Source organism: Lascolabacillus massiliensis, assembly GCF_001282625.1.
Taxonomy (GTDB): domain Bacteria; phylum Bacteroidota; class Bacteroidia; order Bacteroidales; family Dysgonomonadaceae; genus Proteiniphilum; species Proteiniphilum massiliensis.
Genome location: NZ_CTEJ01000002.1, coordinates 1,329,006 through 1,343,270, shown reverse-complemented (window position 1 = coordinate 1,343,270; position 14,265 = coordinate 1,329,006). Strand labels below are relative to the sequence as shown.

At 38.5% G+C, this 14,265-nt stretch carries 10 protein-coding genes; 6 read left to right on the top strand and 4 right to left on the bottom strand.

What is annotated here, in order from left to right; genetic code table 11:
- Window positions 1–3 precede the first annotated feature (3 nt).
- Both BN1354_RS10425 and BN1354_RS10420 read left to right on the top strand, forming a co-directional pair.
- Entirely contained in the window at window positions 4–3,402 is a 3,399-nt protein-coding gene (locus BN1354_RS10425; RefSeq protein ID WP_053827065.1) for a glycoside hydrolase family 2 TIM barrel-domain containing protein, read from the top strand.
- A gap of 371 nt (window positions 3,403–3,773) precedes the next feature.
- Window positions 3,774–4,196, top strand: a complete 423-nt coding sequence (locus tag BN1354_RS10420) for an Hsp20/alpha crystallin family protein (protein ID WP_045090557.1) — start codon at window positions 3,774–3,776, stop codon at window positions 4,194–4,196.
- A 66-nt stretch (window positions 4,197–4,262) separates the two neighbouring features.
- Here the strand turns inward: BN1354_RS10420 and BN1354_RS10415 are convergent, their stop codons facing one another.
- Window positions 4,263–5,237, bottom strand: a complete 975-nt coding sequence (locus BN1354_RS10415) for a polyprenyl synthetase family protein (RefSeq protein WP_045090558.1) — start codon at window positions 5,235–5,237, stop codon at window positions 4,263–4,265.
- Window positions 5,238–5,334: 97 nt separating this feature from the next.
- Here BN1354_RS10415 and polA point away from each other — a divergent pair, with 97 nt between their 5' ends.
- The 4 genes from polA (at window position 5,335) to BN1354_RS10395 (ending at window position 9,721) form a co-directional block, all read left to right on the top strand.
- Window positions 5,335–8,148 carry a DNA polymerase I gene (gene polA / locus BN1354_RS10410; RefSeq protein WP_045090559.1) on the top strand — a complete coding sequence of 938 codons (2,814 nt, stop codon included), beginning with the start codon at window positions 5,335–5,337 and terminating at the stop codon, window positions 8,146–8,148.
- Window positions 8,148–8,600, top strand: coding sequence for a YqaA family protein (locus BN1354_RS10405; RefSeq protein ID WP_045090560.1), 453 nt, complete (start codon window positions 8,148–8,150; stop codon window positions 8,598–8,600). Before polA ends, BN1354_RS10405 begins: the two co-directional genes overlap by 1 nt.
- 37 nt (window positions 8,601–8,637) lie before the next feature.
- Window positions 8,638–9,417 (top strand): radical SAM protein, encoded by a 780-nt coding sequence (locus BN1354_RS10400; RefSeq protein WP_045090561.1) that lies wholly within the window; start codon window positions 8,638–8,640, stop codon window positions 9,415–9,417.
- 61 nt (window positions 9,418–9,478) lie between these two features.
- The gene (locus BN1354_RS10395; protein ID WP_045090562.1) at window positions 9,479–9,721 is read left to right on the top strand and encodes a thiamine-binding protein; all 243 of its coding nucleotides are present in this window, start codon (window positions 9,479–9,481) and stop codon (window positions 9,719–9,721) included.
- A gap of 4 nt (window positions 9,722–9,725) precedes the next feature.
- Here BN1354_RS10395 and BN1354_RS10390 read toward each other — a convergent pair whose 3' ends face one another.
- The 3 genes from BN1354_RS10390 to BN1354_RS10380 all read right to left on the bottom strand — a co-directional run bounded on the left by BN1354_RS10390 (window position 9,726) and on the right by BN1354_RS10380 (window position 14,210).
- Window positions 9,726–11,351: a ribulokinase gene (locus BN1354_RS10390; RefSeq protein WP_053827064.1), complete on the bottom strand. Its 1,626-nt coding sequence runs from the start codon at window positions 11,349–11,351 to the stop codon at window positions 9,726–9,728.
- Window positions 11,352–12,800, bottom strand: a complete 1,449-nt coding sequence (fucP, locus tag BN1354_RS10385) for an L-fucose:H+ symporter permease (RefSeq protein WP_053827063.1) — start codon at window positions 12,798–12,800, stop codon at window positions 11,352–11,354. It abuts the gene before it with no gap.
- 153 nt (window positions 12,801–12,953) lie between these two features.
- On the bottom strand, window positions 12,954–14,210 hold the full coding sequence (locus tag BN1354_RS10380; protein ID WP_053827062.1) for a DUF6786 family protein: 1,257 nt from the start codon (window positions 14,208–14,210) through the stop codon (window positions 12,954–12,956).
- Window positions 14,211–14,265 lie beyond the last annotated feature (55 nt).

The following is a 14,265-nucleotide window of genomic DNA, read 5'->3' as shown; positions in this document are numbered from 1 at the left end:
AAAATGAAGAAATTAAGTGTCTATTTAGCGGGTGTTTTAACCCTTTTAGTTTTTGCCCTGAGTGTAAATGCTCAGGAATATGATTATATATCAAAAGAGAGGAAAACACCTTACTGGAGGGATGTTAATGTGGTTAAAGCACATAAAGAATATCCCCGAACTCAGTTTATGACTTTTGAAAATGAAAATGATGCACTGAGTAAAAAATTTGAAGAGAGTGAATATTATATATCTTTAAATGGAACCTGGAAGTTTTATTTTGTTGAAAGCTACACTGAATTACCTGAAAATGTTACGGATTCAGCAGTAGTACTGACAGATTGGAAAGATATTAAGGTTCCCGGGAACTGGGAAATACAGGGATTCGGAACACCTATATATGTGAATCACCCATATGAGTTTGTTGAAAGAGATCCTAAAACATTTTATCCAAAAATGGAAGCTCCCTATCTTCCAGAAGAGACACCTGTTGGTGTATATCGCAGGGAGATAAATATACCTGAAAACTGGAATGACCGAGAGATCTTTTTAACTCTTGATGGTGCTAAATCAGGCGTATATGTATATATAAATGGAAAAGAAGTAGGATATAGTGAAGACTCAAAGACCAGTGCTGAATTTAATATAACCAAATATGTCAATGAAGGTACCAACTCTCTTGTCCTGAAAATATATCGCTGGAGTACAGGCTCATATCTTGAAGCACAGGATTTTTGGAGAATTAGCGGTATCGAAAGAGATGTATTTTTATGGTCACAGGCTAAAACATCGTTACGTGATTTCAGAGTAAAATCAACATTAGATGATAGTTACTTAAATGGTATTTTTGAATTAGAAACTACTGTAAGAAACTATTCTCAAGCTGTTTCTTATGCAAATGTTAGCTACAAACTACTTGATAGTGATGGCAATACTGTGTTATCAGATAGTAAACCGATTGGCGTTCAAAGAGGTGGTGAAAGCTCAGTGCGTTTTTCTGCTGAAATACCTAATGTATCTACATGGACATCAGAACAACCAAACCTTTATAAACTGCTTATAACTGTAATACCTGAAGGAGAAGAAAAGGGAGAGGTTGTCCCCTACCCTGTTGGTTTCAGAAGATTTGAAATTGTGCCTTATAAAACAGGTGACAGGATAGACAGATTATTTTTAGTAAATGGTCAGCCAATCAAGCTTAAAGGGGTAAATATTCATGAAACAAACCCTGAGACGGGACATTACGTTACAGAAGATATAATGATAAAGGACTTTACTCTGATGAAACTGAACAATATAAATAGTGTTCGTCTTTCTCACTATCCTCAATCGCGTCGTTTCTATGAACTTTGCAATATTTATGGTTTATATGTATATGATGAAGCAAATATTGAATCTCACGGATTATATTATGGTGAGAAATCTCCATCAAAGCATCCGGAATGGGAACAGGCTCATATGGACAGAACCATAAATATGTTTGAGAGGAATAAAAATCATCCATCTGTAACTATTTGGTCACTTGGGAATGAAGCAGGTAATGGTATTAACTTTTTCCATACATACAGATATCTAAAAGATCAGGAAAGAGATTTCATGAATCGTCCTGTAAATTATGAGAGATCGCTGTGGGACTTAAACACTGACATGTATGTTCCACAGTATCCGAGCGCTGCATGGCTTGAAGAAATTGGGGCTAAAGGGAGTGACAGACCTGTTATTCCTTCAGAGTATTCACATGCAATGGGCAATTCTAACGGAAACATTGATATTCAATGGGAGGCTATATACAAATACCCAAATCTACAGGGTGCATATATATGGGACTGGGTTGATCAAGGAATAGCTAAAAAAGATGAAGATGGCAGAAGTTTTTGGGCTTATGGTGGAGACTATGGAATTGATACACCTAGTGATGGGAACTTCGTTATAAATGGATTAGTTGATCCGGGAAGAGTTCCCCACCCTGCTGTCGCAGAAGTTAAATATGTTCATCAGAATTTTGCATTTGAAGCAATAGATCTGAAAGAAGGCATCTTTAAAGTTATTAACCGTCAATATTTTACTGACACCGAGAATTATAAATTCCTGTATAATGTTACAGAAAATGGCAATATAATTTCTGAAGGAGAGTTATCGGTATCATTACTGCCACAGCAATGGATCCAAGTGTCTATTCCATTAGATAAATTGGAATCAAAACCGGGTGTTGAATATTTTGTCAATTTTGAGGTAGTGCAAAAAGAAGCACAGTCATTAGTTCCTGCAGGTCATATAGTTGCAATTGAACAATTTAAACTGCCGATAACATCACCCAAGCAAACATACTCTGAGAAAAATAATTATCCTGCATTAAAGGTAAATGATACAGAAAAATCTATTAGTATTAGTTCGACTGTAGTAAAATTTGAATTTGATAAATCAAAGGGTATAGTGACTTCCTACAAAGTAGGTAAAAATGAATATTTTAAAGATGGATTTGGAATACAGCCAAATTTTTGGAGAGGACCTAACGACAATGATTATGGAAATGGAGCTCCACAACGTCTGCAGGTATGGAAACAATCCAGTAAAAACTTCAATGTTATAGAGACTAAAGTTTCACCTGAAGGAGATAATTTTATTGTTGATGTAACATATTTACTAGCTGCAGGAAATCTTTATAATGTTAAGTATAAAATACTTCCCTCTGGTATATTAAATGTAAATGTCCTATTCCATTCAACTGATGTTGAAGAAAAAAGTATTGAGGCTTCAGAAGCTGCTATTACAGCTACTTTCTCACCTGAAGCATCAGCAGCACGCAAAGCATCATCATCACTTACAGTTCCAAGAATTGGTGTTCGTTTCCGCTTACCCGCTACGATGAACAATGTTGAATATTTTGGCAAGGGTCCTGGTGAAAATTATGTTGACAGAGCATCGGGATCAAAAGTTGGTAGATACAAAACTACTGCTGATGATATGTATGTTGCCTATACCCGTCCTCAGGAGAATGGTCATCGTACCGACACAAGATGGGTCTCATTAACAGGTAAAAATAATGGACTTCTTGTAGTTGCTGACAATACAATTGGTTTCAATGCATTGCGAAATAGTGTGGAAGATTTTGATTCTGAAGAGGCTACTCATCGTCCCTATCAGTGGAATAATTTCAGCAGTGAGGAGATTGCTTCACGAGAAGATGAAAATGCAAGAAACAGAAAACCACGTCAAACTCATATTAATGATATTACACCGCAGGATTTTGTAGAAGTATGTATTGATATGAAACAGCATGGTGTAGCAGGATACAATAGTTGGGGTGCAAGACCACTTCCAGAATACAGTATCCCGGCCAATAAAAATTATTCATGGGGTTTTACTCTGATACCTATTTCAGAGAAATCTGACATAAACAGTTTGACCAAATTGAATTATTAAAACATATAAATCATCTGTTTAGTAAGATTGTAATCAACTAAATAATCAATAGGCGGACAACTCTTTGTCCGCCTATTTTGTTTCGATTTTATTTTATCCTCAATACAACTTAATTAAAGCATCCCCTGCCATACTCCTGTAAGGATAATGGCATTCAGTATCATATGGATAAATAGATTAGGAATGAAAATAAACTATGATTGGATTTCCCTAAATACTGCCTTTTTGACACTTTATTCTATCGTTTTCACAGCAAATATCGTCTTTTTAAGTCATTTTGTCAGGCTCTCTCTTTTTTTTACTAATGGTATATATTTTGCTTTTTACTAGGTGTAAGTATAACAACTAATAAATAAGAAAGGGTAAATATTATGGCATTAATTAGAAGAACAAACAGTTGGTTACCAAGTGTATTCAATGATTTTTTTGGTAATGAATGGATGGAAAATAGTGCAAAATCTATTCCTGCAATCAACATCCAGCAAAATGATGAAGGATTTATTGTAGAGGTGGCTGCTCCGGGTATGACTAAAGAAGATTGTGTGGTCAGACTTGATGAGAATAAAAATTTGGTGATTTCATTTGAGAAAAAATCTGAAAATGAAGAAGTTAAAAAAGGAGCATACCTGAGACGAGAATTTTCTTATTCTCAATTCCAAAGAACAATGCTATTGCCGGATGATGTTGACGAAGATAAAATCACTGCAAGTGTAAAAGATGGTGTTCTAACTATTGAAATTCCTACAATTAAGGAGAAAACGAGCTTGAAAGAGAAGTTGATTGAAATTAAGTAATCAATTTTAAGAGAGGTAAATTTGTTTAGGTTATTAATGAAGGGTGGATTATTATTAATTCACCCTTTAAATTTTTCTTTCCTTTAAGTAAATAAGAAACATCTTCATATACATCTTAATATCGCTATCATATTTTAATCCTGAAATAATCGCTTCCGCCTCTTCTAACAAAACATCCATTTTGTGATAAGCTTCCTTTATTCCATTATATTTTTTAGCAAATTCTAGAAGCTGCTCAATATTTTCATCACTGTATTCTCTTTGATTTAAGATATCCATCATTGAACTACTCTCCTCTTCAGGTGCATTTCTTAGAGCATATATCAATGGCAGAGTGATTTTTCCTTCGCGTATATCCTTTCCTGTAGGCTTACCAACATCAGCATTGAAATAGTCAAATATATCATCTTTGATCTGAAAACATATACCTAGAAGTGTGCCTAATCGTATAAAATGTGAGATAAGCTCTTTATCAGCTCCACCGGTTATAGCTCCTATTGCCAGACTAGCTCGTATCAATGAAGCTGTCTTTTTATCAATTACATCGAAATAGGCGTCCTCATCAATAATTATCTCACTTGCAAGTGAATACTGAGATAGTTCTCCGGAAGCAAGATTCTGACCCAATTCAGAAATGATTCTTACAATCTCAAGGTTTTTAGTCTTAACACTCTCAGCTAAAGCTGTAGATAGCAGATAATCTCCAACCAAAACAGCTCTGGTATTATCATAAACGGCATTCATTGAACTTCTTCCTCGTCTTAAATCAGAGCGATCAATGACATCATCGTGAACAAGAGTTGCAGTATGCAGCAATTCAATTGTTACAGCACCGTGGTATGTCTCCGGAATAATTCCTCCACAAGCTTTCGCTGTCATTAACACTAATATTGGTCTCAAACGTTTTCCATTTGTGCTAAAAACATATGAAATCATTTCAGAGAGTTTCTGATCTTTGTTTTTAATAGACTCTTGCAAATATTTATCGAAAACAATTAACTCTTCCTGAAGAAAATCTTTAATTAGTCTACTATGATCCATCGCATACCAAATTATATGTACAAAAGTAAAAATAATTCTACTCAAAGCAACAAATATTAGTAACTTTACCAATCCGTACACCGTTTTATAGAAAATTATGAACAAAAACAAACTTTTCCTACTCGACGCATATGCGCTAATATACAGAGCCTATTATGCATTTATTAAATTCCCGAGGATTGATTCAAAAGGAAGGAATACTTCTGCAATTTTTGGTTTTATAAATACACTTGAAGAGGTTCTGAATAAGGAAAATCCTACACATATTGCAATTGGTTTTGACCCAGACGGTCCAACTTTCCGACATCTGGAATATGAATCTTATAAAGCCCAAAGAGAAGCTACACCAGAAGTAATTAAAGCCTCAGTCCCCTATATAAAAGAGATAATCAAAGCTTATAATATCCCTATACTTGAAGTGCCGGGGTATGAAGCTGATGATGTTATTGGTACTGTTGCAAAGAAAATGGACAGGGAGCAGTTTGATGTGTATATGATGACATCAGACAAAGACTATGGTCAGCTTACAGAACCAACTATTTTTATATACAGGCCAAAGTATGGTGGTAATGATTACGAAATACTTGATGATAAAAAAGTCATAGAAAAGTATAATATTGAATACCCTGCCCAGGTGATTGATCTGCTTGGCTTGATGGGCGATAGTTCTGATAACATACCTGGTTGTCCCGGTATTGGAGAGAAAACCGCTGTTAAGCTGCTTAAGGAGTTTGGATCTATAGAAAACTTGCTTGAGAATACAGATCAACTGAAAGGAGCGCAAAAGCGCAATGTTGAAGAGAACAAGGAACAGATACTGTTATCAAAGTATTTGGCTACTATCAAAACAGATGTACCTGTTGATATTGAGGCGGATGAATTACTTCTTAGAGAAAAAAACGAAAAGGAATTGATGACTTTATTTGAAGATCTGGAATTCCGAACTTTACTTTCTCGAGTTTTTAAACAGGAACCGTCAAATAAAACAGTAGCTCCCTTGCAGGGTGAACTATTTGGCGACTCTTCATTTTCTTCAGAAACAGTTAATGTAACTACTGGTATTTTAACTTCAAAACCTGACAATTATATATTATCTGAATTAACTGATATCCACTCTACCCCACACAATTACATAACTGTAAAAACAGATAAAGAGATGGAATCTCTATGTAAATCATTACTTGAGCAGAAATCGGTCTGTTTTGATACTGAGACAACAGGAATGGATCCATTGTTAAGTGAGTTAGTAGGCCTTTCCTTTGCTTTTAAAGAGGGTGAAGCATATTATGTCCCAATATCAGAAGATCAGGAAACAGCCCAAAGACAGGTAAACATATTCAAACCCTTTTTTGAAAATGAAGAGATTGAAAAAGTAGGCCAGAATATAAAATATGATATTTTGGAACTTCGTAATTATAATGTTAGGGTAAAAGGTGCTCTCTTTGACACAATGGTTGCCCACTATCTGCTGAATCCTGAATTAAGGCATGGTATGGATTATATGGCAGAAACATATCTTAATTACAAAACGATACACATTGAAGATCTGATTGGGCCCAAAGGAAAGAATCAGAAGAACATGAGAGATGTAGAAATATCAATAGTTGCTGAATACGCAGCAGAGGATGCTGATATAACTCTGAAACTTAAGAATATACTAAAAGAGGAAATTAAAAATAATAACCTCACTACCCTATTTTATGAAATTGAGTGTCCGTTAATCTATGTATTGGCAGACATGGAATGGACCGGAGTAAGGTTAGACCTTAAAGCACTCGAGGAGTTATCATGTCAATATTCCGATGAACTTAAAAAGATTGAAAAGGAAATTATCGAAATGGCAGGTGTTGATTTTAATATCAACTCACCTAAACAGATAGGTGAAGTACTTTTTGACAGACTTAAGATTGTAGATAAACCCAAAAAAACAAAAACCGGACAATACAAAACGGGCGAGGAAGAATTAGAAAAAATCAGATCTAAACATCCAATAATCAGCAAGATACTCGAGCAGAGAGGGGTTAAAAAACTACTAACTACCTATATTGATGCTTTTCCACTTCTTGTTAATCCTAAAACAGGTAAAGTTCACACATCGTTCAATCAGACTGTTGCTGCAACAGGCAGATTAAGCAGTACAGATCCAAATCTTCAGAATATCCCAATCAGAGATGAGAGAGGAAAGGAGTTAAGAAGAGTATTTATACCTGACGATGGGTGCCTGTTTGTTTCTTCTGACTATTCACAAATTGAGTTAAGGATAATGGCACATCTTAGTGGCGATGAAAATATGATTGAAGCATTTAATAAAGGTCAGGATATACATGCTGCTACTGCCTCAAAGATATTTAAAATCCCTATTGAAGAGGTAGATCAGGATATGCGCAGAAAAGCTAAGACCGCCAATTTTGGTATCATTTATGGAATAACACCGTTTGGATTGTCTGAAAGGCTAACTATTCCACGAACTGAAGCAAAGGAGTTAATAGATGATTACTTTTCGACTTTTTCCGGAGTAAAAAAATATATGGAGAATAGCATAGAGAAAGCCCGGGAGCATGGATATGTTGAAACTGTATATGGAAGAAAAAGATATCTGCCTGATATAAGTTCACGAAATGCTACAGTCAGAGGTTTTGCTGAACGCAATGCTATTAACGCACCCATACAAGGTAGTGCAGCTGATATTATTAAGGTAGCCATGGTAAGGATTCATAAGCGATTAGAGCAGGACAATAAAAAATCAAAGATGATTATGCAGGTGCATGACGAATTAAACTTTAATGTTGTCCCAGAAGAGCTTGATTATATCAGAGAGATGGTTGTAGAAGAGATGGAGAACTCATATCACATGAATGTTCAGCTAAAGACAGAGATTGGGGTAGGAGAAAATTGGCTCGTAGCACACTGATGTTGGAAAACTTAGCTGAATATGGATATTGGGGACTGCTACTTGCATCATTTCTTGCTGCAACAATACTTCCTTTCAGTTCAGAAGTGGTCTTTTCAGCACTTATAGCAGCCGGACTTGATATGTGGACACTCATAATATATGCAACAATCGGCAATGCTGCCGGAGGTTCCACATGCTATTACCTTGGCCGTTTAGGAAAAGTGGAATGGCTTGAAAGATGGTTTAAGATTAAACCGGAAAGTATCGATAAGGCAGTAGGAAGATTACAGGGAAAAGGAGCATTGATGGGATTTTTCGGATTTCTTCCTGCTGTTGGGGATTTAGTACTTGTAGCACTCGGTTTCATGAGAGCAAACACTACCATGGTTATGATAAGTATGACTATAGGCAAGTTATTACGCTATATTTTGATTGGCTATGGTACAGGTGAGATCATAAAATGGTTTTAAACATCAATAATGTTATCATTTTGTAAAAGTAAATGTAATGTCAACAATATTATTTAATGAAATAGTTTTTGGACCTGTGCATAGTCGCCGCATGGGAACCTCTCTTGGAATAAACCTGTTACCATATGATGGCAAACTATGCTCTTTCGATTGTATATACTGTGAGTGTGGTTTTAATAAAGATTTTCGTACAAGGACCGGATTACCCGACAGAAAAGAGGTGAAAGCTGCACTGGAAGATAAACTATCGTTTCTCAAAAGTGAGGGCAGTACACTGGATGTAATTACATTTGCCGGAAATGGCGAGCCAACCATGCATCCAAAATTTAAAGAAATAATAGAAGACACTATAGAACTTCGGAACCAATATTACCCTGAAACTGAAATAAGTGTACTCTCAAATGGTATGCATCTCAAGAATCCCGGAGTTTTTGAGGCATTGATGAAAGTTGAAAAAGCGGTTCTGAAACTTGATTCAGCTTTTGATGAGACAGTAAGACTTATTGATCGTCCAAATTCACCAGACTACAGTGTATCCCGACAAATAGAATTATACAAAAAGTTCAAAGGTAATTTTATATTGCAAACAATGTTCCTAAAAGGTGAGTTTGAAGGTAAATTCATCGACAACACTTCAGAAGCTGAAGTTTCAGCTTGGTTAGAGCTCCTTAAAGCAATTAAACCAAAAGAGGTAATGATTTATACTATTGACCGTGAAACTCCCGCAGAAGGCCTTAAAAAGGCACCATACGAGTTGCTTCAAAAAATTGCTTCAAGAGTAGAAGAACTTGGAATAAGGACAAACGTCGCCGGGTGAACAAATTAGTGGCGCAATGGTTATCAATGTAGACTATACTATTTATAAATATTAAAAAATTATGAAAACATCCATTGATATAAGCTACTATCCATTGAATGAAGAGTACAAAGCTCCGATAAAAAAATTCATCAAGGCATTGGAAGAGAATGAAAATATAACAGTAAAATCAAACAGAATGTCTACTCAGGTATTTGGTCAGTTTGATGAAGTTATGGAAGCAGTTACAAAATGTATAAAAAATGCATTTGAACTGCCCAACTCCATTTTTGTTCTTAAAATCATAAATATGGATCGCGAATAGAGTATCACAACTCCAGGAAACTGCAAAATTCCTTATAGCGCAAATACAATTTATCATAAATAGATCTGTACTCTTCACGAGGGGTATATTGGGTCAATATACCCTGAGCCATAGCAAGCTGAGCCTTTTCCACAGATTCAAACAGACCTTTTGCAGTTGCTGCACACATAGCCACACCTAATGCTCCAGCCTGCTGTGCTTTGGCTATTTTTATAGGAATCCCCATTATGTCTGATAATATTTGCATTACGTAGGGTGACTTTAAAGATATTCCTCCAACTCCAATAACTTCTGTTATCTCAACTCCCTCATTAACAAGATGCTCCATAATTGCTCTTGAGCCAAATGCTGTAGCTTCTACCAGACTTTTGAAAATTTCTGAAGGGGTTGTTCCTAAATTTAACCCTGTTAATCCACCTTTTACTTCAGGGTTGTTAAAAGGGGTGCGACGACCGTTAAACCAGTCGTTTGCAATCATATCGGACTCATTAATTTCAAGTTGTGATGCCTCTTTTGATAGTTTGGATAAAATATCTTTGGTCACGGAATTCTTTTCCGGTAGAGATTTAACCGACCATGTAAGTATGTCTCTAAGCCATGCATAAACGTCTCCAAATGCCGATTGCCCTGCCTCTAGTCCTATATAACCAGGTATAACAGAACCATCTACCTGTCCACTTATACCATTAATATTTCTGCCTTTTAAATTCTCATACTGTGTAACAACAATATCACAAGTAGATGTACCTATTATTTTGACCATTTTATTTGCACCTATACCGGCACCAATAGCTCCAGCGTGAGCATCTATGATGCCAATTGACACATCAACGTCTGAAGGCAATCCAAGCCTCTCTGACCAACTTTTAGTGATTTTACCGCACAGTTGATCACTCGTGTAAGTTTCACTGCTTAAACGCGAAGCAAATCCGTTTAATAACGGATCCAGTTCTGATAGAAATCTCTGAGATGGATAACCTCCCCACTCTGCTGCCCACATACCTTTGTGTCCTGCAGCACATCTGCTACGTTTAACTTCTTCAGGTTTAAACCGGCCTGTCAGTAATGCCGGCATCCAGTCACAATGCTCGATAATGGCATAGGCCTCTCTTCTTACATGTTCGTTATTACGCAACACATGCAGCGCTTTTGCCCAGAACCATTCCGAAGAATAGACCCCGCCGGAACGCGATGTATAATCGGTCTCCCATTTACGGGCCAGGGCATTGATTTCATCTGCCTCCCGGATAGAAGTATGATCTTTCCAGAGGATGAACATTGCATCGGGATCGTCGGCATATTCAGGCAGCAATGCCAACGGTGTGCCGTCACGGTCCGTCAGGCAGGGTGTGCTCCCCGTCGTGTCAATTCCAAGAGCAACAATATTTTTCACTTCATCGGGTGATAATTGTGCCAATAAATCGTGAATCACCTCCACAAGTGAATCAATATAATCCTGCGGATGCTGCCGGTACCGGTTGGCAGAAGGATCACAATATAATCCTTTTTTCCAGCGGATATAACCGGAGATCGCTGTCGCCAGCTCTTTCCCGGATACGGCGTCTAACGCTACCGCACGACATGAATCGGTACCATAATCAATACCTATGACTAACTTTTCCATATCCATCTATTTTCCGTTACCCAACTTCTTGCTGCGTGCAATCGTAAAACTATAATAAGTAATAATAATAAATGCGACGGCAGGTACCCAGTAGGCGAATTTAATGCTCCCCGCCTGATCGGAGAGGATACCCTGCACTTGCGTCAGCAACGCTGCACCGGCAATCGCCATTACCATGCCCGAACCGGCAATCTTGGTATCATCTCCCAGTCCTCTCATGCCAAGGCCGTAAATGGTGGGGAACATGGCGGACATACAACCCGAAATACCCATCAAGGCATATACTCCCACAAATCCTTCTCCGTAAATCGTCAAAAGTGAACATATCACCGCCAGAATACCCAATCCCGACAATATGTTCACCGGCCGGGTATATTTCATCAGCCAGGTACAGATAAAGCGTCCAAGCACAAAGAGAATAAGCGACATGACATAGTAAGTGGCGCCCGCCTGCTCGGCTGTACGTGGCAAGAGTGCATCCAGTCCGATCACTTCACAAAGCGCGTAAAAACCTCCGGCCACCGGTTCTACACTCCGTAATGCACCAATAATTGCTTCCTGCGAAGGATTTGCTCCCAGACCGGCGATCACTGCATCCAAATCGAGTTGCTGCATGGCGTAACGGATAATGAACGACCAGACTGCGATCTGCGCACCCACATAGAAAAACTGTGCCAATACTCCCCAGACGTAATTCTTATTCTTTTTTAGCCGGCTCCATGTCGCTTTCAGGTCCAAACTCTTATCGTCATCCTGTGCTTTCGGCATTTTGGTGAATATGATCAGCAGTAACAGTACCAGCATCACTGCCCCCAGGATCAGATAGGCCATGGTGACGGCATTCAGTTCACCCCGTTGAATGGCAACCAGTTCTGACCCGCTCAGGACAGCCCTTTCGCCGGCCGTCATGGTATTCAACTGAGATAAGACAAATATCTGGCTGGCCAGCACACCGGTCAATGCACCAAACGGATTGAACGACTGGGAGAAATTCAACCTGCGGGTGGCCGTTATCGGATCACCAAGTGCATAGACATAAGCATTGGCGGAAGTTTCAAGTACTGATAATCCTGCAAACAATATGAATATGCCAAAAAGATAGGTAGCGAAACTCAACGGCGAACTGATATCATTTACCAGCATAGCCGGATAAAAGAGCATCGACCCCGTTATACAAAGCGAGAGTCCTAATAATACTCCTGATTTGAAAGTGCGTCTCTTGATAAAAATTGCTCCGGGAAGTGCGAAACAACCGTACCCGAGAAGGTAGCAGACTACCTGGATCCATGCTGTTTGCGTATCGGTCAGGCTCATGATGCGCTTGAACGCCGCCAGCATGGTGTCGGTCATATTGTTGGGTACCGCCCAGATAAAGAAGAGCGAAGTAAGAAGAATAAAAGGGAACAGGATCCCGGGAGGGATCAATCGGTGCTTTTCTACATTATTTGTGTTCATATTTATTTAGAATAAAGAGTAAAGAACAAAGAATAAAGACATAGGGAGTTCTTCTTCCCGGCTCTTACTCGTTTCATATATTATTTTTTAAAGAAGTCTGAGGTTGATAAATTTAAGAAGTGCAAATCAGCAGAGCTAAATCTGAAGTATAACCTATTCAAAGATCTTTCTCACTTTTTCAAGGTCTACTCCTAACAGTTTCTCAGCTATAGGAGAGAGACTTACCTCATCGCCCGTGAAATGGAATACGTTGTGTCTGTGCGACAGCGACTCTCCCGGTTTCAGGAATGCAGCGGGCGAGCAACTTTCCAGCTCCAGGAAGGGGCCCATAATGCTTCCGTCTTCCAACGGACCGTCGTTATAAGCATTCAACGCATCTCCGACAAGCGGATCCCTGTCAGGATTCCATTCCTGATTCAAATAGGTTGCATCCGAATCAGTATCAAATGTCACGATGGTCAATCGCTTTGCAAGCGGATCATAATTTCCTGCGATCGACCTGGTGCGTTTGGCATTCATTCCCAGTTTGCCTCTTGATTTTCCATCGGTTTTAAAATAGAGGATACCATTATCATCAACCAGCCGATCGGCAGGAATTTCACCGAAATAATCGGATGTCACCACCTTACCCAGTTCCTTCTCGTCACCGGTATTATAAGGGATCACAGTTACAGCAGCTTCGGAAGGATTGAACATATCGAGCATCCATATACAGACCGTACCGGTCTCCGGGGTCCATTCGAAATCATTGCCATTGACAATTTTGTTGGTTGTTTCATAGGCCACCCCATTCACTCCTTCAGGGATTTCAACCTGTAATTTACCTGTTATTTCACTGGGGGAAAGCAATGCAACTTTCCGTTCTATCGCAATATTCAGGAGACTCCCCAGGTAGTTCTTCTGTTCCATTTCCTTGACAAAAACAGCCTCTTTTGGAGTCACACGGTTCACCTCCCACTCTTCGATATCGATGGCTTTGGGAGTATGCCAGTTATCATATACCTGTTCTTTCCCCGGCTCAAAAAATATGGAATACTTCCCCCCTTCCGGGCCCAACCAGAAACGATCTTCTCCGCCGAAGCCGTTCATATGTTCATCTACTATACCCGCATCGAAGAAGTTATAATTTACGAATCCGTGACTATTACCTTCCGGGCCATTGGCCGTAGAAGTAAACACTTTTCCCTGATACTTCGCCGACAGGATTATTTGTGCCTTTTCATCTTCCGACTTCAGTACGATCAATCCCTCATCTTTTTCGGACAGATAGTTAAGATCATATCCGAAAGTTCCCTTTTCATATTCCTTTTCCATATTTTCTGATGTTTTCCCGTTGCCTGTACAGGAGAGTAAAATTGCACCCCCGATTATGGCAGGCAGTACACTGCGATAGATTTGTTTTAGTTGCATAAGATAAAAATTAGACACAAGAGCCAAGAATCAGGAACCAAGACATTTTATTGAC